The organism is Christiangramia sediminicola, from assembly GCF_031344135.1.
Lineage (GTDB): Bacteria > Bacteroidota > Bacteroidia > Flavobacteriales > Flavobacteriaceae > Christiangramia > Christiangramia sediminicola.
This window is the reverse complement of the sequence record NZ_JAVJIU010000002.1, coordinates 539,611-563,967: the sequence shown is the minus strand read 5'-3', so window position 1 is coordinate 563,967 and position 24,357 is coordinate 539,611. Positions and strand designations below refer to the sequence as shown.

General features: G+C 35.2%; 32 protein-coding genes. 21 read left to right on the top strand and 11 right to left on the bottom strand.

All coding sequences use genetic code 11. The features are described from left to right. Positions 1–54: 54 nt before the first annotated feature. From RE431_RS06540 to RE431_RS06525, 4 genes are read right to left on the bottom strand one after another with little or no spacing between them, the layout of a single operon-like run. Positions 55–924: a nucleoside phosphorylase gene (locus RE431_RS06540; protein ID WP_309561164.1), complete on the bottom strand. Its 870-nt coding sequence runs from the start codon at positions 922–924 to the stop codon at positions 55–57. A 1-nt stretch (position 925) separates the two neighbouring features. After that, complete coding sequence (locus RE431_RS06535; protein WP_309561163.1) at positions 926–1,855, bottom strand: DUF1835 domain-containing protein; 930 nt, start codon at positions 1,853–1,855, stop codon at positions 926–928. Between the two features lie 26 nt (positions 1,856–1,881). After that, on the bottom strand, positions 1,882–2,238 hold the full coding sequence (locus RE431_RS06530; RefSeq protein ID WP_309561162.1) for a translation initiation factor: 357 nt from the start codon (positions 2,236–2,238) through the stop codon (positions 1,882–1,884). A gap of 5 nt (positions 2,239–2,243) precedes the next feature. Further along, entirely contained in the window at positions 2,244–3,191 is a 948-nt protein-coding gene (locus tag RE431_RS06525; RefSeq protein ID WP_309561161.1) for an isopenicillin N synthase family dioxygenase, read from the bottom strand. A gap of 129 nt (positions 3,192–3,320) precedes the next feature. Here RE431_RS06525 and RE431_RS06520 point away from each other — a divergent pair, with 129 nt between their 5' ends. From RE431_RS06520 to RE431_RS06460, 13 genes are all read left to right on the top strand, one after another. Beyond that, positions 3,321–5,327, top strand: a complete 2,007-nt coding sequence (locus RE431_RS06520) for an alpha-ketoacid dehydrogenase subunit alpha/beta (RefSeq protein WP_309561160.1) — start codon at positions 3,321–3,323, stop codon at positions 5,325–5,327. A 131-nt stretch (positions 5,328–5,458) separates the two neighbouring features. Then, positions 5,459–5,620: a DUF1328 domain-containing protein gene (locus RE431_RS06515; RefSeq protein ID WP_309561159.1), complete on the top strand. Its 162-nt coding sequence runs from the start codon at positions 5,459–5,461 to the stop codon at positions 5,618–5,620. Between the two features lie 82 nt (positions 5,621–5,702). Beyond that, the gene (locus RE431_RS06510; RefSeq protein WP_309561158.1) at positions 5,703–6,182 is read left to right on the top strand and encodes a lipocalin family protein; all 480 of its coding nucleotides are present in this window, start codon (positions 5,703–5,705) and stop codon (positions 6,180–6,182) included. A gap of 23 nt (positions 6,183–6,205) precedes the next feature. Then, a complete protein-coding gene (locus RE431_RS06505) occupies positions 6,206–6,913 on the top strand; it encodes a YiaD family glycine zipper/OmpA-like lipoprotein (protein ID WP_309561157.1) in 708 nt (235 codons plus the stop codon). 80 nt (positions 6,914–6,993) lie between these two features. Beyond that, on the top strand, positions 6,994–8,127 hold the full coding sequence (locus RE431_RS06500; protein WP_309561156.1) for an NAD(P)/FAD-dependent oxidoreductase: 1,134 nt from the start codon (positions 6,994–6,996) through the stop codon (positions 8,125–8,127). Beyond that, the gene (locus RE431_RS06495; protein ID WP_309561155.1) at positions 8,120–8,836 is read left to right on the top strand and encodes a methyltransferase domain-containing protein; all 717 of its coding nucleotides are present in this window, start codon (positions 8,120–8,122) and stop codon (positions 8,834–8,836) included. The genes RE431_RS06500 and RE431_RS06495 overlap by 8 nt, the downstream gene beginning before the upstream one ends. Next, entirely contained in the window at positions 8,833–9,885 is a 1,053-nt protein-coding gene (locus RE431_RS06490) for a type III polyketide synthase (RefSeq protein WP_309561154.1), read from the top strand. The genes RE431_RS06495 and RE431_RS06490 overlap by 4 nt, the downstream gene beginning before the upstream one ends. Continuing rightward, positions 9,879–10,673 (top strand): enoyl-ACP reductase FabI, encoded by a 795-nt coding sequence (locus RE431_RS06485; RefSeq protein WP_309561153.1) that lies wholly within the window; start codon positions 9,879–9,881, stop codon positions 10,671–10,673. Before RE431_RS06490 ends, RE431_RS06485 begins: the two co-directional genes overlap by 7 nt. A gap of 10 nt (positions 10,674–10,683) precedes the next feature. After that, entirely contained in the window at positions 10,684–11,124 is a 441-nt protein-coding gene (locus RE431_RS06480) for a 3-hydroxyacyl-ACP dehydratase FabZ family protein (protein ID WP_309561152.1), read from the top strand. A gap of 6 nt (positions 11,125–11,130) precedes the next feature. Beyond that, positions 11,131–12,405: a beta-ketoacyl-[acyl-carrier-protein] synthase family protein gene (locus RE431_RS06475; protein ID WP_309561151.1), complete on the top strand. Its 1,275-nt coding sequence runs from the start codon at positions 11,131–11,133 to the stop codon at positions 12,403–12,405. 9 nt (positions 12,406–12,414) lie between these two features. Continuing rightward, positions 12,415–12,669 (top strand): acyl carrier protein, encoded by a 255-nt coding sequence (locus RE431_RS06470; protein WP_309561150.1) that lies wholly within the window; start codon positions 12,415–12,417, stop codon positions 12,667–12,669. Further along, positions 12,666–13,223: a 4'-phosphopantetheinyl transferase family protein gene (locus RE431_RS06465; RefSeq protein WP_309561149.1), complete on the top strand. Its 558-nt coding sequence runs from the start codon at positions 12,666–12,668 to the stop codon at positions 13,221–13,223. The genes RE431_RS06470 and RE431_RS06465 overlap by 4 nt, the downstream gene beginning before the upstream one ends. An 82-nt stretch (positions 13,224–13,305) precedes the next feature. Then, positions 13,306–14,022 (top strand): hypothetical protein, encoded by a 717-nt coding sequence (locus RE431_RS06460; protein WP_309561148.1) that lies wholly within the window; start codon positions 13,306–13,308, stop codon positions 14,020–14,022. A gap of 151 nt (positions 14,023–14,173) precedes the next feature. Here RE431_RS06460 and RE431_RS06455 read toward each other — a convergent pair whose 3' ends face one another. Continuing rightward, positions 14,174–14,710 carry a hypothetical protein gene (locus RE431_RS06455; protein WP_309561147.1) on the bottom strand — a complete coding sequence of 179 codons (537 nt, stop codon included), beginning with the start codon at positions 14,708–14,710 and terminating at the stop codon, positions 14,174–14,176. A 152-nt stretch (positions 14,711–14,862) separates the two neighbouring features. Here RE431_RS06455 and RE431_RS06450 point away from each other — a divergent pair, with 152 nt between their 5' ends. Further along, positions 14,863–16,848 carry an aconitate hydratase gene (locus RE431_RS06450; protein WP_309561146.1) on the top strand — a complete coding sequence of 662 codons (1,986 nt, stop codon included), beginning with the start codon at positions 14,863–14,865 and terminating at the stop codon, positions 16,846–16,848. Positions 16,849–16,919: 71 nt separating this feature from the next. Here RE431_RS06450 and RE431_RS06445 read toward each other — a convergent pair whose 3' ends face one another. Further along, positions 16,920–17,219 carry an HPF/RaiA family ribosome-associated protein gene (locus RE431_RS06445; RefSeq protein ID WP_309561145.1) on the bottom strand — a complete coding sequence of 100 codons (300 nt, stop codon included), beginning with the start codon at positions 17,217–17,219 and terminating at the stop codon, positions 16,920–16,922. A 192-nt stretch (positions 17,220–17,411) separates the two neighbouring features. Between RE431_RS06445 and RE431_RS06440 the strand changes: the two genes are divergently transcribed. The 4 genes from RE431_RS06440 to RE431_RS06425 all read left to right on the top strand — a co-directional run bounded on the left by RE431_RS06440 (position 17,412) and on the right by RE431_RS06425 (position 19,579). Then, on the top strand, positions 17,412–17,888 hold the full coding sequence (locus RE431_RS06440) for a nucleoside deaminase (protein WP_309561144.1): 477 nt from the start codon (positions 17,412–17,414) through the stop codon (positions 17,886–17,888). 57 nt (positions 17,889–17,945) lie between these two features. Further along, the gene (locus RE431_RS06435) at positions 17,946–18,788 is read left to right on the top strand and encodes a formate/nitrite transporter family protein (protein ID WP_309561143.1); all 843 of its coding nucleotides are present in this window, start codon (positions 17,946–17,948) and stop codon (positions 18,786–18,788) included. 71 nt (positions 18,789–18,859) lie between these two features. Continuing rightward, positions 18,860–19,063, top strand: a complete 204-nt coding sequence (locus RE431_RS06430) for a hypothetical protein (RefSeq protein ID WP_309561142.1) — start codon at positions 18,860–18,862, stop codon at positions 19,061–19,063. Positions 19,064–19,072: 9 nt separating this feature from the next. Further along, positions 19,073–19,579 (top strand): DUF4251 domain-containing protein, encoded by a 507-nt coding sequence (locus tag RE431_RS06425; RefSeq protein WP_309561141.1) that lies wholly within the window; start codon positions 19,073–19,075, stop codon positions 19,577–19,579. Here the strand turns inward: RE431_RS06425 and RE431_RS06420 are convergent, their stop codons facing one another. Together RE431_RS06420 and RE431_RS06415 are read right to left on the bottom strand one after the other, a co-directional pair. Further along, positions 19,580–19,996: a hypothetical protein gene (locus RE431_RS06420; protein ID WP_309561140.1), complete on the bottom strand. Its 417-nt coding sequence runs from the start codon at positions 19,994–19,996 to the stop codon at positions 19,580–19,582. A gap of 525 nt (positions 19,997–20,521) precedes the next feature. Beyond that, entirely contained in the window at positions 20,522–20,884 is a 363-nt protein-coding gene (locus tag RE431_RS06415) for a single-stranded DNA-binding protein (RefSeq protein ID WP_309561139.1), read from the bottom strand. A 643-nt stretch (positions 20,885–21,527) separates the two neighbouring features. Between RE431_RS06415 and RE431_RS06410 the strand changes: the two genes are divergently transcribed. From RE431_RS06410 to RE431_RS06400, 3 genes are read left to right on the top strand one after another with little or no spacing between them, the layout of a single operon-like run. Beyond that, on the top strand, positions 21,528–21,758 hold the full coding sequence (locus RE431_RS06410; protein WP_309561138.1) for a hypothetical protein: 231 nt from the start codon (positions 21,528–21,530) through the stop codon (positions 21,756–21,758). Continuing rightward, positions 21,755–21,952 carry a hypothetical protein gene (locus RE431_RS06405; RefSeq protein ID WP_309561137.1) on the top strand — a complete coding sequence of 66 codons (198 nt, stop codon included), beginning with the start codon at positions 21,755–21,757 and terminating at the stop codon, positions 21,950–21,952. The genes RE431_RS06410 and RE431_RS06405 overlap by 4 nt, the downstream gene beginning before the upstream one ends. A gap of 1 nt (position 21,953) precedes the next feature. Further along, the gene (locus RE431_RS06400; RefSeq protein ID WP_309561136.1) at positions 21,954–22,220 is read left to right on the top strand and encodes a hypothetical protein; all 267 of its coding nucleotides are present in this window, start codon (positions 21,954–21,956) and stop codon (positions 22,218–22,220) included. Positions 22,221–22,386: 166 nt separating this feature from the next. On the opposite strand, the gene RE431_RS06395 is transcribed toward RE431_RS06400, so the two are convergent. From RE431_RS06395 to RE431_RS06385, 3 genes are read right to left on the bottom strand one after another with little or no spacing between them, the layout of a single operon-like run. Further along, on the bottom strand, positions 22,387–22,767 hold the full coding sequence (locus tag RE431_RS06395) for a hypothetical protein (RefSeq protein WP_309561135.1): 381 nt from the start codon (positions 22,765–22,767) through the stop codon (positions 22,387–22,389). A 10-nt stretch (positions 22,768–22,777) separates the two neighbouring features. Then, on the bottom strand, positions 22,778–23,167 hold the full coding sequence (locus RE431_RS06390) for a hypothetical protein (RefSeq protein WP_309561134.1): 390 nt from the start codon (positions 23,165–23,167) through the stop codon (positions 22,778–22,780). Then, positions 23,124–24,317: a hypothetical protein gene (locus RE431_RS06385; protein WP_309561133.1), complete on the bottom strand. Its 1,194-nt coding sequence runs from the start codon at positions 24,315–24,317 to the stop codon at positions 23,124–23,126. Before RE431_RS06385 ends, RE431_RS06390 begins: the two co-directional genes overlap by 44 nt. Positions 24,318–24,357 lie beyond the last annotated feature (40 nt).

Sequence of the window (24,357 nt, the reverse complement as noted above, 5' to 3'; positions counted from 1 at the left end):
CAAAAATACAAAGTAGACCATGCTTTGCTTTTAATATATTGTTAAATAAGCAGCCTAACCAGCGATCTTATCTAATGTATAAATAATAAGCTTATCCATCATTTCAGATGCATTCTCCAAAAATTCTCCTGTTGCACGATTCGCCAATACCAGGTTCATTGAAGCGGCATTATGACCCAGTAATTTTGATATTCCGTAAATACCTGAGGTTTCCATTTCAAGATTGGTAACCTTATGACCATTGAAGTTAAAGGCGGCAATCTTATTATTCATTTCAGGATCTGGAACTTCAGCCCTTAAAATTCTTCCCTGAGGTCCGTAAAAACCAACATTAGTACCTGTAAGTCCCTTAATAGTAGAATCTGAACTTAATTTTTCAATTAACTCCTTGCCTCCCTCAACAACATAAGGCAAAGCCTTCTTAGGAGACCAATCGGTTTGATCTACAAAGGCTTCAGCAATATCTTTTCTCAGGAAAGAATCATCTTTATAATAATGCATTAGTCCATCAAAGCCTAAAGCATATTCACTAACAATAAAACTTCCAATTGGAATTTCTTCGCGTATAGAACCAGTGGTACCTATCCTGATAATATCAAGACGGCTTAAGTCTTCCTTGATCTTCTTTTGCTTCAGATCTATATTAACCAATGCATCCAGCTCAGTGAGGGCTATATCTATATTATCTGTACCCATTCCAGTAGACATTACGGTAATTCTTTTCCCTTTATAAATACCGGTGTGCGTACAGAATTCACGCTTTTGTTTTTTTACTTCTATGGAATCAAAATGAACACTTATTTTAGATACCCTTGCAGGATCTCCAACAGTGATAACGGTATTGGCTAACTCTTCAGGCAGAAGGCCTAAGTGATATATAGAACCATCCTCATTAAGGATCAATTCTGAAGCTTTTAAACTCATTCTATAATTTTAATAATCGGTGTGTTTCAGATTCATAAAGAAAATCATACATTTTAGCTCCGCCAAAGATTTCTCCATTTTTCAATTCCCGGTAAAAGTTCTTTTTTCCCTGAACCGCCTGTTCACCTTTTTCAGTAAGTACGATTCTATCATCTTTTATTTCGTAAAAGATAGAAAGCTTGTCAAGTAACCTTTGCATCTGTGAATCGCTATATCCGTAATAGCCCTGATACTGCAACGCATAACCTAATAAATGATTAGAACTTTTTATATTATGACCTTCTATTAGTCTAAGAACATTTCTTTCCAGAGAATTGATACCGGTAATACTATTTGGAAATCTTTCTATATGTGCTCTAACACAACTGGATAAGTATTCAAAATTTGTATTTACCTTGATTTGTGGCTTCAATTTTAAAGGATTATCGCCACAATAAAGTTCCCAGATAAGTACAGCGGTTTCAATATCTTCAGTATTTAGCTGAATACTATTCTTATAATGATTCTCTAATTCTTTCAGACTTAATTGAGAAAGTGGTTGAAATTCTTTTTCTCCCTGTAGTTTCTTGCTACAAACCAGTGAAATTGGAATTTCCCTGTTCTTATCAGCAAGTATACTAATGGCCGCAAGCATATTTATGTGGCAAAAAAGATCAAATTCAAACCAAAGCACTACATGATCATAATTCTTTAAAAACTTTAAACGCTTTATTTCATTTATAAACCGCTCCTCGTAATTCTCTGCAGAAATATTATAGGTCTTTTGAAGAAATTTTTTTCGCAACTTGTAGAAGTCTGCATTGATATCTTTTTGCGTGGGACCCTCACAAAGTAATTCTCTCCATATGATAAGTACACCGGGCAAATTCAATTCCTGCATTTGCTCAGCTAGGCTATCACCATTTACTATGTGAAGGGTTCTTTTTTCCATTTTAAAGCATAAAAAAGCGTGTAAGATTAACCTCCAACACGCTTTACGTTATATCCTTCTTTCTTTAAGATCTGCATAATTTTTTCTCTGTCGTCTCCCTGGATGATGATCTCACCATCCTTAGTAGATCCTCCAACACCACACTTCTTCTTCAGCAGTTTACCTAAGGCTATTAGATCTTCATCCGGACCTTCGTAACCTTTGATGATCGTTACAGTTTTACCGCCACGACCTTTATTGCTGAAATGAGCTTCTAGCTGCTGGTCTTTAGGAGCAAGTTCTTCCTGGGATCCTCCTTCAGTATATTCAGATTCGTCAAAATCATCATTGGTGGAAAAAACGAAACCTCCCAGATCTTCGAGACCTAATTTCTTTTTTGCCATAATATTTATTTTGCAAGGCCTATCTCAACCAAACGCTGGTGAAGAAATTCACCTGCAGTGATGTCTTCATATTGTTTTGGGTGATCCTCATCGATACATTCTTCTAAACAATCTAATTTCATCTCACTTCTAGGATGCATAAAGAAAGGAATAGAATATCTTGGTTTTCCCCATTGCTCCTTTGGTGGGTTGGTCACTCGGTGTATTGTAGATCTTAATTTGTTATTAGTATGTCTTTCTAACATATCTCCAACATTGATCACTAATTCATCTTCTTGTGGTATGGCATCAATCCATTCACCATCTTTTCTTAATACCTGAAGTCCTCCGGTAGATGCACCCATTAAAAGCGTAATAAGGTTAATATCTCCATGAGCTCCCGCTCTAACTGCTCCTTTTGGTTCCTCCTGAATAGGAGGGTAGTGGATTGGTCTTAAAATACTATTTCCATTACTGGCCCAATGATCAAAATAATGCTCATCAAGACCAATATACAATGCCAAAGCTCTCAAAACATAAATTCCTGTTTTCTCAAGCATTCTATAGGCTTCCATTCCGGTATGGTTAAAATCTTTCAACTCTTCAACCTGAACGTTTTCTGGATATTCTTCTGTAAGATTAGCATCTTCAGAAGGCTCCTGACCAAAATGCCAAAATTCCTTAAGATCTCCTTCTTTTTTACCTTTAGCATGTTCCTTTCCAAAGGAGATATATCCTCTTTGACCGGCTAGGCCATCGATTTCATATTTCTGCTTTGTTTCAACAGGTAGGTCAAAAAACGATTTTACTTCTTTGTATAGTTCTTCAACAAGTTCATCACTAAGAAAGTGATTCTTTAATGCTACGAATCCAATCTCTTCGTATGCTTTTCCTATCTCGTTTACAAACTTCTCTTTGCGCTTTGGGTCTTCCGATAAAAAGTCGGCCAGATTTACGCTAGGTATATTATTCATTGCCATTTTTTAGCAGTATTATGTTATAAGGTAACAGGCAAAGTTAAGTAAAATTAAGGGATATGCCGTTCGTTTATATTTTTCTTAGCATATAGAAATTTAGTTACATTTGAGATATAAAATTATTTTATGCTCTCGAATACCACCAGATCCTCAGGAATAGAATACAATAGAAATGGCTTATCTAATGATGTTTTACTAGACCTTTACAGGTCTATGCTGAAACCCAGAATGATAGAAGAAAAGATGCTCATTCTATTAAGACAGGGAAAGATCTCAAAATGGTTTAGCGGAATAGGTCAGGAGGCGATTTCTGTTGGAGTTACGAAGGCATTAGAAAATGATGAATATATTCTTCCCATGCATCGTAATCTTGGAGTTTTTACCAGCAGGGAAATTCCTTTAAATCGACTTTTTTCACAATGGCAGGGAAAGGCGTCTGGCTTTACTAAAGGACGAGATCGAAGTTTTCATTTTGGGACGCAGGAATATAAGATCGTTGGAATGATCTCTCACTTAGGGCCGCAGTTAGGAGTGGCAGATGGTATTGCCTTGGCACATAAACTTAGAAATGAAAAGAAGCTAACAGCCGTATTTTCTGGAGAAGGAGGAACAAGCGAAGGAGATTTTCATGAAGCACTGAATATAGCATCTGTATGGGATCTGCCGGTTATTTTTTGTATTGAGAATAACGGTTACGGTCTATCCACACCAACTTCTGAACAATATCGTTGTGGAGATCTGGCTGATCGCGGTGTTGGTTACGGAATGGAATCTCACATAATTGATGGAAATAATATTACCGAAGTATTTTCAAAGGTTTCCAGGATCGCAGAAAGTGTTAGACAGAATCCCCGCCCGGTATTGATAGAATTCAAGACCTTCAGAATGCGAGGGCATGAAGAAGCAAGTGGAACCAAGTATGTACCCCAGGAATTGATGGATGAGTGGCAATTAAAAGATCCAATCCTGAATTTTGAAGGATATTTGATAGAGCAGGAAATACTAACTTCAGATTTAAAAGAAACTTACAGATCTGAAATTCTTGCCGAAATTGATGAAAATCTACAAATGGCTTTTGCAGAAGAACCGATTACTTCTAATTCAACTCAAGAATTAAATGACGTCTTCGAAGGATTTGAATATCAGGAAATTAGCCCCTCTTCAAATAATGGGAATATAAGATTCATCGATGCAATTTCGCAGGCTCTGAAAACTTCAGTTCAAAGACATGAAAACCTGGTTCTTATGGGTCAGGATATTGCAGATTATGGAGGTGTTTTCAAAATAACTGAAGGATTTGTAGAAGAATTCGGTAAGGATAGAATACGAAATACTCCTATATGTGAATCTGCAGTAGTCGGGGCTGCTATGGGGCTTTCTATAAATGGTATGAAAGCTATGGTAGAAATGCAATTCAGTGATTTTGTAAGCTCCGGATTTAATCCAATCGTGAATTATTTGGCCAAGGTCAAATACAGATGGAATCAAAATGCTGATGTGGTTCTAAGAATGCCTTGCGGTGGTGGAGTAGGTGCAGGTCCTTTTCATAGCCAGACGAATGAGGCATGGTTTACAAAAGTCCCTGGTTTAAAAGTGATTTATCCGGCATTTCCTTACGATGCAAAAGGATTACTTAATACCGCGTTCAATGATCCTAACCCAGTTCTGTTTTTTGAACACAAAGGATTATATAGAAGCATAAGGCAGGATGTTCCTGTAGATTATTATACCCTTCCATTTGGTGAAGCATCTTTAATTAAAGAAGGTGAAGAAGTAAGTATTATTACCTATGGTGCAGGAGTTCATTGGGCTCTGGATACATTAGCTGAAATGGAATATGATAAAGCAGATCTTATAGATCTAAGGAGTTTACAACCTTTAGATCTAGATAAAATATGCCAATCTGTTACCAAGACCGGGAAATGTATTATTCTAACTGAAGACTCTCAATTTGGTAGCTTTGCTTCTGAAATTGCCGCACAGATCTCTGAAAATTGTTTCGAAAGCCTGGATGCGCCGGTAATAAGAGTTGGAAGTATGGAAACGCCTATACCTTTTGCGGAAAATCTGGAAAAACAGTACTTACCTCAAGAAAGATTTCGGGAAAAATTAAAAGATTTAATAGAATATTAATAAGGCTATCTAAATTGCTTGAACTAATTAAGAATCCTTAACAAATCCACTGTTAAATTATTAATAATCTTTTGTTGAGGGAATACCCCTGCTGTAATTTAGAGTTAACTAATCAATTAATTCTATAAATTATGGTACGTTTAATCGTTATTTTTCTGATTATCGCAATCGTTGCTGCAATCTTCGGATTCGGTGGAGTTGCGGATGGTGCGGCAGATATTGCTAAGATCATTTTTTACATCTTCCTTGTATTATTAGTGATCTCGCTATTAAGTCGACTTTTCAGAAGATAATAAAAAGGACAATTCATATATCCAATGTGTTATTATGTAGCTCATAGTGCACATTGGATTTTTAGTTTAAAACAAATCTACAATGAAAAAGTATTTAATTTTATTTGCCGTTGCCGCTATTATGGCTGCTTGCGGTGGAACCAGTAAAGTGGCTAAAGAAGCCAGAAAAACTTTTGATGGTGACTGGACCTTAACTAGTATTACATATCCAAATAATCCTGGAGACTTTAATGTTACTCTTTTCAATGAAGCCTCTGCTTCATGTTTTGAAAATAGCACCTGGGATTTTGTTTCCAACAACAATCGTGGTACATATACTGTTAGCGGAGTAGGTTGTGACGGAGAAACCAACTATTTCATCTGGTCTATTGATGAAGAAAACACTCCTGCTGGAGTTTATGATTTCTTACTAAAACCGACTAATGATAGTTACAAATCTACAACTGGTAATCAGGGATTCAGACTTAATTTAAAAAGTTTAACTGATACTAATATGGTTTGGGAACAAACAGTAAGTCTTGACGGTTCTCCATTTACCATAAGAATGAATTTTTCTAAATAATAATTAAATTAAACAGAATAGCTATGAATACAGTTTTTAATAAAATGTTCGCAATATTAGTGGTATCCAGCTTATTATTTGGTTGTGAAGCAACTAGAAATGCGAATAATAAGCAAAAAGGTGCCGTAATTGGTGCAACCGGTGGAGCCGTTATTGGTGGTGTTATTGGTAATAACACTGGTGATGGTAATACTGCCTTAGGATCCATTATTGGTGGAGTTGTTGGTGGTGCTGCAGGTGCGATCATTGGTGACAGAATGGATAAACAAGCCAAGAAGATCGAAGAAGAAATTCCGGGAGCTGAAGTTGAAAGAGTTGGTGAAGGTATCAACGTAACTTTTGATGAAAGTAGTGGTGTTTATTTTGACACTGAGAAATATAACATCAATGCTAAATCGCAAACTACTTTAAATAAACTTGCTGATATCTTTAAAGAATACCCACAATCTAACATACTGGTAGAAGGTCATACCGATAATACTGGTAGTGATAGTTATAACTTGACTTTGTCTAAGAACAGAGCACAGGCGGTTACAGGATACCTGGTAGATAATGGAATTGACAGAGGTAGATTTACTACTAAGTGGTATGGTGAATCTCAACCAAAATATGATAACTCTACTGCAGACGGACGTTCTAAGAACCGTAGGGTAGAACTTGCTATTGTTGCCAATGAAGAACTTAAAGAACAGGCAAAACAGGAAGCTGAACAACAGAACAATGAGAACTAGTTTATTTTTATAAATAAAGTTTTTGAAGAATCCCGGGAGATATTCCGGGATTTTTTTGTCTATTTAAGTAACTTCAAATCGTGCTAAACACCCAGATCGCAATTATTGGCGGTGGACTTGCAGGTCTAACTGCAGCCATTCATCTTTCCCAAAAAGGTTTGAAAGTAATCCTTTTTGAAAAAGATGAATTTCCTCATCACAAGGTCTGCGGAGAATATTTATCCAGGGAAATATTACCATATCTCGAGTCTCTATCTATTGATCTTAAAAAATTAAATGCTCCGGTAATTAACAGGATGAAGTTTTCATCTGTTAAGGGTAAGATCGTTGAATCTGAAATGCAACTTGGAGGATTAGGAATTAGTAGGTATAACCTTGATAATCTTCTTTATGAAGAAGCTAAGAGCTCTGGCTGCGAAATAATTCATTCTAATGTTACAGCAGTCGTTTTCAAGGAAGGTCATTTCAATATTACTGCATCTGATTCGACTGAAGTAAGAGCTGAATTTGTTTTGGGTGCCTTTGGTAAACGATCTAATATTGATAAGATTCTAAATCGGGAATTTATTCAGGAGCAATCAGGTTGGCTTGCAGTAAAAGCTCATTACAAGATTAAACCAGAATTATACCCTATTAATCTTGTATCTCTGCACAATTTTAAAGGAGGATATTGTGGTTTATCAAGAACTGAAATGGATACGGTTAATGTATGTTACCTTGCTACCTATAAAAGCTTTAAGAAACACAAAAATACCGAAGAATATAAGTCCAAGGTTTTAATGAAAAACCCGAAACTCAAAGAATTTTTTCAAAATGCAAGGCTGGAATTTGAAAAAGAACTCGCCATCGCTCAGATCTCATTCGATAAAAAATCTTTGATTGAAAATCATGTTTTAATGATAGGAGATTCTGCCGGGCTAATTCATCCTCTTTGTGGGAATGGTATGGCCATGGCTATTCATAGTGCCAAAATTGCTTCAGAAAATCTTATCAGCTTTTACGAAGAAACCGATCTTACCAGAAGTGATATTGAAGATCAATATATATTAGAATGGAATCAAAATTTCAGAACCAGGATCAAAGCAGGAAGGATTCTACAAAAGATTTTGCTGAATCAGTCCTTGGCAGATTTCTCTCAAAAGATCATTCGTAGGTTTCCAGGCATATTACCTTATATTATCAAGAAAACTCACGGAAACCAGATCTATGTTTAGAATAGATACTTCAAAACGCACAGATGAGAGCGAGATCATGGATGATTTCGAGCTTCAAGGAAGGGAACTGGATAGAACCTTGAAGGATCTGGAGAATATTAATTCATGGCTGGGCGGAAATCAAATTACCATAAATGGAATTAAAAAGCTATTACCCGATACTAAAGCTACAATTCGTATTGTAGATATCGGTTGCGGTAACGGCGCTATTCTTAGAAAAATTTCAGACTGGGCGAAATCTAATTCTTATAATTTTGAACTGATCGGCGTAGATGCAAATCCTTATGCTATTGAAATCGCCAGGAACCTTTCAATAGAATATAAAAATGTCGAATTTCAGGAATTGAATATTTTCAGCGAAGTATTCAAGGATATGAAATTTGATGTTATCCTTTGTACTTTAACCCTACATCATTTTAAGGATAGACAGATTGTAGAGTTATTAAATCAATTAATAGATCAGGCGGAATATGGAGTAGTGATCAATGATCTTCATAGAACAAGAATGGCTTATATCCTTTTTCAGGCATTTTGTGCAGTATTTGTCAGTAATGAAATTGCCAGAAAAGATGGATTGATCTCCATTTTACGAGGTTTTAAAAAAGATGATATTATCGAATTTGCCAGGAAGATTAAGGGCTCTCATGAAGTATCATGGAAATGGGCATTTAGATATCAATGGATCATAAGACAGAATAATAATTTATGAGTGTACATATTACCAGAGTTGAAAAGGAACTACCAGAGTATTCAAGAGAAACAAAAGATGTGCTGCCATTGGTTGAAAACTGGCTGGAAGATCAGGATGATAGGTTTCGAAGAAAGATCCTTAAGATATTTGAAGGAGCAGGAGTAGATAAACGCTATTCTATAATGTCTCCCGAGGATGTTTTCACCGCGACGTCTTTTGAGGATAAGAACAATATTTATGTACGGGAAGTAAAAAAATTAGGAAAGAATGTACTTGATAAATCTTTAAAAAGTGCAGGCTGGGAGGAAGGATCTTTAGATTATATTATCACAGTTAGCTGCACGGGAATCATGATCCCATCGTTGGATGCATATCTTATCAATGCATTAGGATTAAGGCAGGATATTACTCGCCTTCCGGTAACGGAAATGGGGTGCGCGGCTGGAATCTCAGGAATGATCTATGCTTATAAATTTTTAAAGAACAATCCCGGAAAACGTGCTGCTGTCGTAGCAGTAGAAAGCCCAACTGCTACATTTCAATTGAATGATTTTAGTATGGCTAATATGGTAAGCGCTGCTATTTTTGGTGATGGAGCTGCCTGCGTATTATTGTCTTCTGAAGAAAACGCAACCGGCCCAAAAATTATTGGTGAAGATATGTATCATTTTTTCGATGCGACTCATATGATGGGGTTTGATCTTACAAACCATGGATTGCAAATGATCCTTGACCCTGCAGTGCCTGAAACAATATCTAATCATTTCCCGCAGATTATACATCCATTTCTTGAAAAGTATAATTCATCAATTGAAAAAGTAGATCACTTAATTTTTCATCCTGGAGGCAGAAAAATTGTGCAGACGGTTTCTGATCTTTTTGGTAACTTAGGAAAGAATATAGACGATACTCGGGAAGTTTTGAGACTTTACGGAAATATGAGTAGTGCTACCGTCCTTTATGTACTTGAAAGGTTTTTGCATAGAGATATCGATAAAGGAGAACAGGGAGTAATGCTAAGTTTTGGACCCGGGTTTTCGGCGCAGCGAATTTTAATTGAATGGTAATGGATTTTCAAGGAAAAGATTATTGGGCTTTAATCTTAGGCGGTAGCAGCGGCTTGGGTTATGCCAGCGCGAAAAAACTGGCTAAACACGGAATGAATATTATCATAATTCATCGTGATCGTAGAAGTGAAATTCCTGATATTGAAGAAGCCTTTGACGAAATTAGAGAATCCGGAGTGCACTTTGAAAGTTTTAATGCTGACGCCGTTAAACGAGAAAGTAGGGAAGATCTAATTGAAAAGATAAAGAGTATTCTTGGTGGAAAAGGTAAAATAAGAACATTGCTACATAGCATTGCCAAAGGGAATCTAAAACCTATGATTGGTGAAGATAGCCTTTTGGAAAATCTGGATTTTCAATTAACTATAGATGCCATGGCCTTGAGTCTTTACGATTGGACACAGGCTGTATTTAAAAATGACTTGTTTACCAAGGACGCAAGGGTGATTTCTTTCACCAGCGATGGTAATAAAAAGGCCTGGAAAAATTACGCGGCTGTTTCTGCCGCCAAAGTTACTCTTGAAGCGATTACACGAAGCATGGCCCTTGAATTTGCGAAATATGGTATTAGGGCAAATTGTATTCAGGCAGGGATAACGGTTACAAGATCATTCCAGATGATCCCGGGAAATGAAACCTTAAGAGTTCATGCTCTTAAGCATAATCCATTCCGTAGACTTACAGTTCCAGATGATGTGGCAAATGCCGTCTATCTGTTAAGCAAAGATGAAGCTAGTTGGATCACAGGAACTATAATTCCGGTAAATGGAGGTGAGCATTTAATGTAATTATACTGCCTTGAATAAAGAATCTATTTTAGAACTACTTCCTTATACTTCTCCATTTTTATTTGTAGACAGGATCCTGGACGTTGATGAAGATAAAATTTCAGGTGAATATACTTTCTCACCAGATCTTGAATTTTATAAAGGTCATTTTAAAAATAATCCTGTCACTCCTGGTGTGATTCTAACCGAATGTATGGCTCAGATAGGTTTAGTAAGCCTGGGAATTTATTTAATGGATAATTCAAATGATATCTCAGGCACCTTAAATGTAGCGCTAACTTCTTCAGACATTGAATACTTGAAACCTGTTTATCCAGGCGAAAAGGTGACTGTACATTCTGAAAAACAATATTTCAGATTTAACAAGCTAAAATGTAATGTGGAAATGAGAGACTCTGAAGCAAATCTGGTATGTAAAGGAGTGATTGCCGGAATGATCATTAAAAATTAATAATTCGTGGAGAGAAGAGTAGTTATTACCGGAATGGGAGTTACTGCACCAAATGGTGTTGATATTTCCAGTTTCGAAAAATCACTCAGAAACGGAAAAAGTGGTATTCGTTATTTCAAGCAACTTGACGAATTAAATTTTAGTTGCCAGATAGGAGGAAAGCCTGAGATTTCAGAGGAACTTTTGAATAAATATTTCACTCCACTACAATTACGAGGATTGAATAGTAGTGGAATTATTTACGGTGTTATCGCTGGTACTGATGCATGGAAAGATGCCGGATTAAAAATTGAACAAAATGATTATCCAGATTGGGATAGCGGGATCATATTCGGAACTGGCATTCTTGGGGTAGACAAGTTTAGGGAAGCAATCCATCTTATTGATGAGGGTAAAACCAGAAGACTGGGTAGCACTAGTGTATTACAAACCATGGCCAGCGGTATTAGTGCCTATTTAGGTGGAATTTTAGGATGTGGCAATCAGGTTACCACAAACTCCTCTGCTTGTACAACAGGAACTGAAGCTTTGCTAATGGGATATGACCGTATAAAAGCTGGAAAAGCAAAACGTATGCTGGTAGGTAGTTGTGGAGATCATGGCCCTTATATTTGGGGCGGTTTTGACGCCATGCGTATTCTTCCGAATAAATATAATGATGAGCCTGAAAAAGCATCCAGACCTATGAGTGCATCTGCCAGCGGATTTATTCCCGGTAGTGGTGCAGGAGCTTTAGTTTTGGAAGACCTGGAATCTGCTAAAAGAAGAGGAGCAAGGATCTATGCTGAAGTGTTGGGAGGAGATATAAATAGCGGTGGACAAAGAGGTGAAGGAAGCATGACGGCTGCCAATAATGAGGCTGTAGAACGATGCATTCAGAATGCATTGAAAAATTCGAATATTTCATCCAATGATGTAGACTTAATAAATGGTCATTTAACCGCAACAAATCGAGATTCAGTTGAAATCATCAACTGGACCAAAGCCCTAAATAGAACTAAAAATGATTTTCCGATGATCAATTCCATAAAAGGAATGACTGGTCACTGTCTTAGCGCTTCTGGTTCTATAGAATGTGTAGCTTCGGTTCTACAGATACACCATAAATTCATTTTTCCGAATATCAACTGTGATGATATACATCCGGAAATATTAAAATTGATAGACCAGGATAAAATTCCACGAGAGCAAAAAGAACAGGAGATCAATGTTCTCGCAAAAGCAAGTTTCGGTTTTGGGGACGTGAACGCTGTAGTGATTTTTAAAAAATATATTGCTTAAGATATACCTATGAATAAAGATGAGATAATTAACAGGCTTAGAAATATCGTGAAACCATATGTTCAAAGAGAAGAAGGGCTTAATGATTTTAATGAAGAAACAGACTTTCTAAACGATCTTCAAATAAACTCTGCAAACCTTGTAGATGTTGTGCTTGATGTAGAAGATGAATTTGACATTGAGATAGACAATGATTCAATGGAAGGTATGCTTACCGTTGGTGATGCGAAAGATATCATTCAGAAAAAACTATCACTAAATTGATTGGCAATGATATTATAGATTTAAAGCTGGCTTCAAGATCAGATAGATCCTTAAGTCCAAGATTTTTAAATAAAATATGTTCTACTAAAGAAATTGAGGAGATCAATAACACTTTAGACCCTCAATTATTAGTTTGGAAATTCTGGTCATTAAAAGAAGCTACCTATAAGGCTCACCAGAGAAGATTTAATTTAAAGAGAAAGTTCAATCCTGCATCTTTCCATTGCTCTATTAGTTCGAAAAATAACGCAGTTGTACAGATAGATGAATTTCAGTATAATTTAAATTCTGAAATCACTACAGATTATATTCACAGCTACGTAGAGTCTGGTTATATTGATCTTGGTATATATTCCGGTCTTAAAAAATCCCGCCACCAGATAATTTCAAGAGTAGGGGAGCTTTTAAGTATTCCTCCAGCATTGATCGATATCAAAAAAAATGAGAATTATGTTCCTTCTCTTGTGCTAAATAGAACAGATAAAACTCTACCAATTTCCCTGAGCCATCACGGCAGTTTTACAGCTTTTCTAATTCCGTTAATTAAGTCCTAAAAGCAGTTAAACATTTAAAAACTAGGTTGACCTCTACAGCCTTCTTTTGTATCTTCAATCATCAATTAAAAATCATTTATATATGAAGACAGTAGATAAAATGGAGGTGCTTCACAGCCAGTCGGCAGAGTTTATAGAACAAGGTGAACAGGGAAAATTCTTAAAATTGATTCCTGACACTTTTATCATAAAGGGAGATGAAGAAAACGGAGTTTTCAATCAGGGATATGCAATCAGGCATTTGAATCGTAGAGATATGATCCTTATTGATGTAGTGGAAAAATCTTCAAAAGCAGCAGTTAAAAAGTTGGTGGAAGAAGGTTATAATATTAAGGGTATTTTGATCACTTGCGATGGAATCCTTAATACAGCATATTCAGATCTGAAAACTATTTCTGAAGACGCTGGTGGTGCTCCAATTTATGCTCATCCTAGAAATAACTTCAAGGATGATTTTAAAACAAAAGATATTACTGCGAAAGATAAAGTTCTGGATAGTTTTGATATCAATATTTTTGATTTACCGGGAAGTGAAGGTGCTTCAGTTGTAGTTTATACTGAAATCAATGACGGAATGTTATTTCCAGGAGAAGACGCTGTTGGATCTGACTATGATTCTGAATTGAATACTTTTATAAGACCTGAGAAAAAGAATGCAAATAACGATTATGGCTTAGCTGAAAGCTGGGCTGCGTTTGATACAGAATTTACATTCCTGTTTCCACGTAAAGGAAAACCAGGCTTTAATCTGGAAGAAGGAAATCAAATTGACATTTTAAATAAGCTTGGTAAAAGCTAATTTTATATAAATATAATTTTCCGAAAGGGCTTTTCGAAAGAATCTGTTTGACCATGATTGCCTTGAATTCAGCAAATCCGTTAAACTAAATTACTTTAGAAATGCCCTTTACTATTTATTAGGAATTCGATTTTTCTTTTCTTTCTCTTTCTTACTGTTCTTCTACTTCTTCAGCATCTTCCGTAGAAATTAATGGATGATCCTTGATATTCAATCCAACTATAAGAATAACATTTGTAATTGTTCCGTAAAGCATCATTACAACCGCAATAAAGCCACCACCTAATAAAGATGCTAGACCTAAACTCGCATAATAAATTGTTTCATACCAGCTGCTGCCAACTTCCTGTGATTCACTAATTGGGAGATTCAGCAATAGAAAAGCGATTACCGCGGCCACTATAAGAATAGTATCAGACTTAGCGATCATGAGTACATCTTTATAATGACGGTCTGTCAATCTGGATTCTGAAGATCTGCTTAATCCAAGTAAAGTAAGCATTAAAGCCAGAATGGTTGTAGAACCTAAAATTACCGTATTGCATAGCATATTGATTCCGGACATGGAATTTTTCAATAATTCCATGGCTTTGTAACCTGAGATTTGCCCTAGAATAAAAGTTCCTGTTCCCATAACGATTGTAGAAACGATTCCTCCTACGATGGCTCTTTTTACTATTTGATTCATTGATTAAAATATTTGCAACTAAATATAGAATAAATTGAAAATAACAATTCTTGTTGAATTCAAGATGATTCGTGCTTTTAAAACTAAGGTTCTGTTAAAAAGACCTGTCTTTCCTATGAAAGTTGGTAAATTAAAGATTAAAATTTCCAACTATGTCAAAACTCAATGTCACTCAAAAGCTTATTAAAGAACACCTGCTCAAAGGTGAGATGGAACCCGGTAAAGAGATCGGGATCAAAATAGACCAGGCGCTTCTTCAGGATGCAACTGGAACTTTAGTACAGCTGGAACTCGAAGCGATGGGACTGAAAAAGGCCCAGACAGAAGTCGCAGTTCAATATGTTGACCATAACTTATTACAAACCGATTTTAAAAATGCAGATGACCATTTATTCTTGCATTCAGCAGCACAAAGATTTGGCTTATGGTATAGCCGGCCGGGAAACGGAGTAAGCCATCCCGTGCACATGCAACGCTTTGGTAAACCCGGTAAAACCATGGTAGGATCTGATAGTCACACTCCTGCTGCAGGTTCACTTGGAATGCTCGCTATTGGTACCGGCGGCCTCGATGTTGCAGCGGCCATTGCTGGACAACCTTATTTTGTGAAAATGCCTAAAGTAATGGGTGTTAAGCTTACCGGTAAATTACCAGATTGGGTTAGTGCAAAAGATGTAATCTTGGAAATGCTAAGAAGATACGATGTGAAAGGCGGTGTAGGAAAAGTAATTGAATATTATGGAGATGGTTTAAAACATCTTAGTGCGATGGATCGTCACGTAATTGCAAATATGGGTGCTGAATTAGGTGCTACTACTACAGTGTTTCCAAGTGATGAAGAAACAAAAAGGTTTTTAAGATCACAGGGGAGAGAAGAAGATTGGGTAGAACTTAAAGCAGATGAAGGATGTAAATATGATTTCGAGGATGAGATCGTACTCAATGAGCTTGTTCCACTTATTGCCTTACCTACAAGTCCTGGAAATGTAGTTCCGGTAAGAGAGGTTGAGGGAAAAGATATAAGCCAGGTCGTTATTGGCTCTTCTGCCAATCCGGGATTGAGAGACTTCTGGATCGCAGGAGCAATGGTAGAAGGGAAGTCGGTAAATAACGATGTTTCTTTTGATATAAACCCAACTTCCAGGCAAATGATACAGAACATGATCGATAATCGCGCCTTTGCCAATCTAATCAAAGCGGGAGCAAGATTTCACCAGTCCGGTTGTATGGGCTGTATAGGTATGGGACAGGCTCCGGCATCTGGAACGATTAGTTTAAGAACAATGCCTCGAAACTTTCCTGATAGATCTGGAACTAAAGATGATCAGGTACATTTATGTAGTCCTGAGACTGCAGCGGCTTCAGCATTAACAGGAAAAATTACCGATCCTAGGGATATGGAGAAACTTTACAATATGAAGTATCCTAAGTTCAAACATCCAGATCTTGAGATCATAAATACTGAAATGCTGGTTGCCCCACCTGAAGATGGAACCGGTATTGAACTAAAAAAAGGACCAAATATTAAATCCTTACCATATATAGAACCAATGGAAGAAAAGTATGATGTTCCAGTTTTATTGAAAATGGGAGATAATATTTCAACAGATGAGATTCTTAAAGCAGGAGAAGAGGTATTGCCATTCAGAAGTAATCTTCCGGAGATCAGTAAATATTCATATACGGTTATTGATGAGTCTTTTTACGACAGGGCCATGGATGCAAAAGATGAATTTGGCGGTCATATTGTAGTGGCAAAAGATAATTATGCTCAGGGATCAAGTAGAGAACATGCTGCAATAGCACCAAAATATCTTGGTCAGGTAGCTGTTATCGCTAATTCCTATGCCCGAATCGCCTGGCAAAACCTGGTGAATTTTGGGATTCTGCCATTGGAGTTTATTGATATTAAAGACTATGATAAAATTGAACAGGGCGATATTATTTCCTTTAAAAATCTACGTGATGATGTGAAGAAAAGAAATAATATCAAAGTTATAGTCAAAAAAGATAATGGCAAGGAAGAGGAATTCGAAACCAAACATACTATGAGTGATCGACAGATAGAGGTATTACTTAAAGGTGGTATTATTAATGAATTTAAAGATAAACTGGAAAAGGAAGATTTGAAAGCGTAGGTTTTCTAATTTATCTATATATAAAAAAAGCCCTTTCAAACGAAAGGGCTTTTTAATTCTCTATTAATCAATTAATGTGTGCTCATTTTAGCTTTACGCTTTTCACACTGTCTGTCAAGATCTCTAACTGTTTCGGCAATAGAAGCTTCAAATGAATCTTCGTTTGATTGAGCAAAGATCTCCGGTCCCGGAGCACTTAATCTAATTTCGGTGATATAACCATTAGGCTTTTGATTTTCATCTCTTTTGAAGTAAATATTTGCTCTTACGATCCAATCATATTTATTTTCGATCTTATTCAGTTTTTTCTGAGTAAAAGCTTCAAGATTCTGACTCTTGTCAATATTTACAAATTCAAATATAGTTTCCATAATTTTTCGGTTTTTCAATTGATTAAATAAACTTATTTCTTCAAGTTTAGCCATAGTTCTTAGGCTAGATTTGGCAAAGTTTTAGGAGTATTTTTAGACTTGTACGCTATAAGCATAAATTGAACATAATCCAGCGGTAAATAGTGTGAAATAATCTTTGAGGTGTTGAATAATGCTTAATTTTATAGAACTATGAAAACAAAGGATTTACAACAAAGAATGATGAAAAGAGCTATTAAATTAGCTCGGGAAGGAAGGGATATGGATAATGGAGGTCCATTTGGTGCAGTAATTACAAGGGGAGATGAAATTGTAGCCGAATCCCGTAACGAGGTGTTGTGTAAAGGTGATTGCACACAGCACGCAGAATTAAGAGCAATCCAAAGAGCTTGCAGGAAATTAAAAACAAGAACATTAAAAGGTTGTGTGCTTTTTACCAGTTGCGAACCGTGTATGATGTGTCTTGGAGCAGCTTATTGGGCAGATATAGATTATATATATTATGCAGCTTCTGCCAGAGATGCTAAAAAATATGGTTTTAAATACAGTGAAATGTATTATAATTCTGATAATAATGCTCGCCATGATGAATTCAAGATGATTCAAATCTGCAGAGATAAAGCGGTAGAGTTATGGGAAGAAGTTCAACAGGAGGAGTTGCATGCATAAATTAGTAAAACATATATCTTGCGATAAAATTAACTGCAACTAGAAAAGAAATTTAAATTGAAAGAAAAAGAAGAAAAGGTTGACGAGGAGTTGAAAAATTCCTCGTCAAATGATTCTACCAGGACTAAGACCCACGGTGAGATATTAAAAGAACAAATAGTTGAAGGCTGTAAGACTTATGACAGGAGTAAACGAAGTATTTTACTAAGTTCATTTACGGCCGGTTTAGAAATAGGTTTTAGTTTTTTAATGCTTTGTTCATTATTTGGATTTCTTGAAGGCAAAGTTGCTGAAGAAAGCATTTTCAAGTTAATGGCTCTGGTTTATCCAATAGGTTTCATCCTTGTAGTTCTGGGTCAATCAATTCTATTTACAGAACAAACTTCATTATTAGCCTTACCGGTACTTAACAATAAGCGGAGTATTTTAAGTTTATTCGGAATTTGGGGAATCGTGATACTAGGAAATGTTATTGGTGGTATTCTGATCGCTCTTACCTTATCCTGGGTTGGTCCCAATCTTGGATTATTTGATGCTGAGATCATCGCAAAAATAGGGAAGCATTATGTAGATTATAGTCTTCCTACCATCCTGGTGAGCGCAATTTTGGCAGGATGGTTAATGGGTTTACTTAGCTGGCTGGTTACCTCTTCAAAAGAAACTACTTCAGAAATCTTTATCATTTATATCATTACCGCTGTTATGGGATTCACCGGTCTACACCATAGTATTATCGGACAGATCGAGATATTTGCCGGAATGCTGGTTTCTCCTGAAATAGATTTTGTTGTTTATTTAAAAACATTATTTACAGCATTAGCTGGTAATGCACTGGGAGCAACGATCTTTGTGGCTTTACTGAAATATCGAGCATTCATATTCAACGTCAAAATGCCTTAACTGCTGTTAAATCATCATTAAACCTGAAGACATTCGAAAGACAAATCCTTAATTTAGGAAAAACAATAATTATGAATAAGGAAAACAATAACGAACAAGCCGACTGGCAAAAGAATTCAGGAAGACCATCTAATTTCCATGAAAAAGATGAAAAGCTTAAGAAAGATGGAGATGGGAATCTAAAAGTTAATAAGAACAGTGATGGATTGTCTGATGAAGAAAACAAAACTATTCAGGGTACTTTGGACTCCATTAGTGAAGAGGATGATGATTAGATTATGAAAATGAATTACTATCTCATATTGACGATTCTCGTCATCAGTTTCGCTTCCTGTAGATCCAGTAAAAAATTAACTGATAACGACCTGAAAGAGTTTCAGGAATTAGAAACTTTAGTGGAGAACAGGCAATTTGAGATAGTAAATAACTTTGCAAATTCTCAATTAGGCAACAACATCAGCATCATAAATACCGTAAATTTTCTCAGAATGGATAAGGACAGTGTTAATATAGATCTGCCTTTTTTTGGTAGGAGATTCTACGGTAATCCTTCGGAAAAGGAGGGAGGCATTGTTTGTAAAGGCCTGATTGAAGATTATAAAATAAAGGAGCAACCAGATAAATCTCGAATACAAATAGAATTTAAAGCGACTTCAGAAAATAATGAGGATTTCAACTTTCTGATCTTTATATACTCAAATGGTAAAGCAGATACTTCCGTAAATAGTTCTGAAAGATCAAGAATTTCTTATCGGGGAGATTTTTCAAAATTAGAGGAAACCTTTAATTAATTACATTTCCTTCAGAAATTTCAAAGCATCGATTAAATTGGTGAAATGCTGTATCTCACCATCTTTATAGAAAATACGTTCAATTGCGATATTTGTAACTCCAGTATTACCATGGGTTACTATACAAAAGTTTTGCAAAGATTTATTTTCAGAAAAAAACCTGGTCCAGTCCTGGGCGATAACTGTATAATCATGAATACGGTTAGCCATGTAATTTAAACGAGAATCTATACCGTAAAACTTTTCAGCCAATTCAATTACCTTTTTACCAGATTCCCAACCATAAACCATTCCTTCAGCTATCTCTGCGATAATTGTATTCCTGAGAAAATAAATATCTCCGAATTCCATATGATGAATTTCCTTTATAGAATTCTGCGGAACGTAATTCACTATAGAATTTGGATGAATAGCCACTTATTTAAAAATTAGTGAACTACAAATTTAAGAGTTTAATAATCAATTGATTAGGTTTTCTAATTCTTTATTGATTAAACAACGGTTATAATTATTTGATTATAAGGATATTAAGTGAATTTTTCTATAGACTTCATATGTAACCTAATAGCGGAACAAATAAAACTAGAAATAATCTATTTTACATAATATAAATTATAGTTCAAGATTCTTCCTAAAAAAGAGGGTGGCAAAACCCTCTCTTTTATAAAATATTGCATCTAATTCATTGACAATGAGCTGTCTAATGGAATAGAACAAATACTCGGCTATAACAAAAATACTAATTTTTTGAGCCTTGTAATATTTTAAATGAATTTTTTAGGAAAAATTTGCGATGTCAGAAGTTTAAATCATACAATATACCTATGATTACGTGGGTTAAATACCCTGATAACCAAAGGAAAAAGACAATTAAAAACTTTTGTAAAAAATTGAAATTTAGATTCTTTTCAAACCAATGAATTAAAACGAAAAAATAATCCATTACGAAGGATTTTCGTTAGAATTCCCTTGAATAGAATTAACAAAAGTAAGGATTTCAATCTCCTTGGAATTTAAGATAACTTCAACCCTAACGCCATTCCCATGCGTATTTACGCCGTAAGAAGGTTGCCCCGCTATATAGATTTTATTACCTTTTTTAAGGTGATTGAGTAATTTCTGAGGATGTTTTGAGGAACGACGAAAAATAGTGTACCAATTAGTACTTTCTTTTTCTTCCCCGGTTTCTCGATCATTCCATCTTTTTGTAGAAGCAACTGAGAAACGAGTTAAAAATTTATTTTCTGATTCTTGTTTACATTCGGCATCAGAACCGATATAGCCTGTAATTTGTAATATTTCCATGTTTAAGATTTTTTAAACTAAAAAATCTCTCACAGCATCGTCAATTATTCATTTGCAATAAATCAAAGAACTTACAATCACAAATTTAAGAGGATTTTTAGAAAATGAAAGAATATTCCTTAAAAAATACCAAAAAATAGGTTAAAAGGCTGATATACAGATGTTAGCAATCAACCATTAAAGTATAACTTTAAATAAAAAAGTAAAACACTGTAATTCAGTTATTTAGGTTACGAGTTTTTTAACATAAATCCTGAAATTTTAGAAAAACGTCAATATTCTAGTTTTCAATGTTTTAAGTGGTAAAAGGTTGCACATGTGCAACTTGGAAGCGGGTGTTACTTGTACCCGCTTTTTGAAGTAAACCAAGTTGTTATTTTAGGAATGTATAATGACTTTTATTTTCATTCTGTACTTCGGGGAAGTATTCCCCCTGAAATGCATAGAAATCTTCTCAAAAGTCGTACAACTTCAACTTAAGATCAATTCAAGCCCTTCGGGTTTGCTCAAAAATAATCTCCACCCCTACGGGGTAGTATTTTTTTTGGCAAAAATTGCCTATAAGCCGAAGCCGTACGGTTAAGCGTTCAGATTTTAGGCCTTTAGGGGGAAAAATATTTTTTTTTAACCAAACCCGACTGTTATGGACATTCTTTTTACTGGCGAATCTGCCGAATGGTTTGAGCGATCAAGCAAAAAGGTTGAGGAAATCAACCGTAAACGAAATAGGAGCAATTTTGTGAGCTTTTCTCGAAGGCCTTACCCCTTTCGTATAGACGAAATTATGATTGACCTTAAAACAGAGGAAAAAATCTTTGTTGAACATCGTAAAGATGAAGAACCGATTATTTATTCTAAAGAAGAAAACAAATGAAAGAGCTAGAAAATTATTTATTGGAGAGGATAGAAGAATTAGAAAAGGAATCTAAATATGCTATTGGAAACTCATTGTTTCATTTAAATGCTCAAGTAGCTGAATTAGCTTACTTATCTATAAGGTTATTAAAACCAGATTCACAAGTAAGATTGAGGATAAAATCACTATTTGATAAACTTCATAATATTTAAGATGAATATAATTATACGTGATCTTTCAGATGATCAAAAAGAAGCCTTAGAAAAGGCAAAATCTTCTTTAAATGAAAAAACTAATTCCAAGGCTGTTTTAAAAATGCTGGAGAATTATGAAAATGATCAGTTAGCATTAAAAAAAGCTATTCAGCGTTTTGTAAATGCAGAACGTGAACTCAGAATGTATAAAGAAACCATTAAGCAGATTCAATGGAATATTCAGAGCGGTTTACCAGAAAAGGAAGATGATTCTGAATTTTATTAATTGATATCATTTTTAGCTGATATCTTCCGGAAGATTTCTGCAGTATTTGTCATTTTGATATCATTTTTGAATTTTTGGCGGTTTGGTTCCGGGTAGATATCGAGCTGGCCGCCTGTTTTTTGATATCAAAAAAGAAACCCCCTGATATTTTCAGAGGGTTTTAATTTTAGTGATGTCTTGGACTTTTTGAATATGACCAGGGGATTTTATCAACTCTCATTGCATCCTTTTTTGCCTGATCCTGCGTAATTGAAAAACCGATTACATGTGCTTTTAATTCGCCTGTGCAACCTGAACACCATTTTTCAGACTTTTCTACTTCAGAAACTATAAGTCTAAACCTATACTCCTTCCCTACTTCTAAGCCTTTTGCATCGATTTCTAAATGCTTGGCGTAATCTGAAGTAGTTACTTCAGCAATATTATCTTCTATCTCGATAACAGAACCAACTGCAGTAATTTCTATCATTTGGTTGTTCTGCCCTATACAAGTAAATGCAGTAAGGGTAAGCAAAGCGATAAACGCTAAAATTTTAAATCTTTTCATTGTTTGATATTTAGTGAGGTAAAACATTTATTTCGTGGCCTAAAAACAAACCTTCAGGGGAAGAAGGATCGCCATTTAAATTTTTAAATTCTGCTGCGGTGAATAATTGACTACCGATTTGTGAACCTTCAGATATTTGGATTATAGGTTTTTCATTAAAAGTAAGATCAGCAGTTCTAACATCTGAAACGGTGAGTATTCCAAAGAAAAACCTATTTTCTTTTTCTTTCATTTCAGCCATTTCAGCGCCTACTAAAAATTTCTCTTCATTATCGATTCTATAATCTGGAAACCTTTTTTTTAAGGCTTTTTTTACAAGTGTTACACTGTCTAAAGTATAGTCCATAATTTTATTTTTATGCGTATTGTATAATGTTTGATGTATCCCAACCTTTTGCAATTAAATTATCTAATGCAGCTTGCCCTGTTGCCGTCCACTGATAATCTTCAGTCAATTCTAAATAGCCGTTTTCAATGCCGTTGTTATCGAGATCAGTTAATAATTGATCTACATTTTTAGCCGGGGCATACTGGGAACCATAACGAGCATAAAAATTGTTTAACCTTACATAATTCAAAGACGGGCAATTTTGAACATCTAAACTTTTAACAGCATTGACGTTTCTATTATGGTCTAATTCTAAGTGAGAAAGATTAGGACAATCTTTTACAACAAAATCTAAACTTCTATCTCTAGGGTAACTATTTGTTTTAAAAAGCTCTAAATTTTGTTTTGCTATTACATTAACAGGCTCATAATTTTGATTAATACCATAGGTTAAAGAAAGTTCTTTAAAATCAATAGTATTTAATAGCTGTTGAATTAGCGGTACACTTCCGTAATTGATACGCCACTTCAAATTATGAGGTATATTTTCCATACCGTAAATAAATTCTGTGTAACCAATTTGAATAATGCTATCAAAATCAAAAGCATCAAAATTCCAATTGTCAAAATAAATTGCGAATAAATTTTGATTTGTACTTTGATTTAATCTAATAACTCGATTATCGGTAGCCCAGAACGTTGCTTCTTTATCTAAGGCGCTTTTAATTTCTGATAGATCAACACCGGCGGACATGTGATGAGCTTCATTAGTTTTCTCATATATTAAAGCTGTACCTTCTTTAATTCTTAAAAGATGATTTCTCTCAAGATTTAAAGCTATATAATTAATGTCCTCAGAATTCGTTGAGAACAATCTATAATAATTATAATCAATCACAGGTTGATCTCTTATGACATTAAAATCGCCTGTGTCTTCATCGCGAAAAACGGTGCATGATGTGTGTTCAGGTATTAAGTTTCCTTCATATCCTGTAACTGTAACACCTTCGCCAATTAAACGGCATTGGCAACCACCGTAAACAACTATTTTTAAAGTAAAATTAGACGGTAATTCTGCTGTAAATAGCAAAGTACAATCAGACTTAACTCTAATTGTTACATTGTTCATTTGAGCCGTTATGTAAGTGTCTTCATTTACTGATATAGGATCAGGTATTGAGCCACCTTTATTTTTAACTTTAAAATATCCTAAAACACTCATTAATTATCGTTTTTCATGTTTTTCCATACTTGGTAAATTG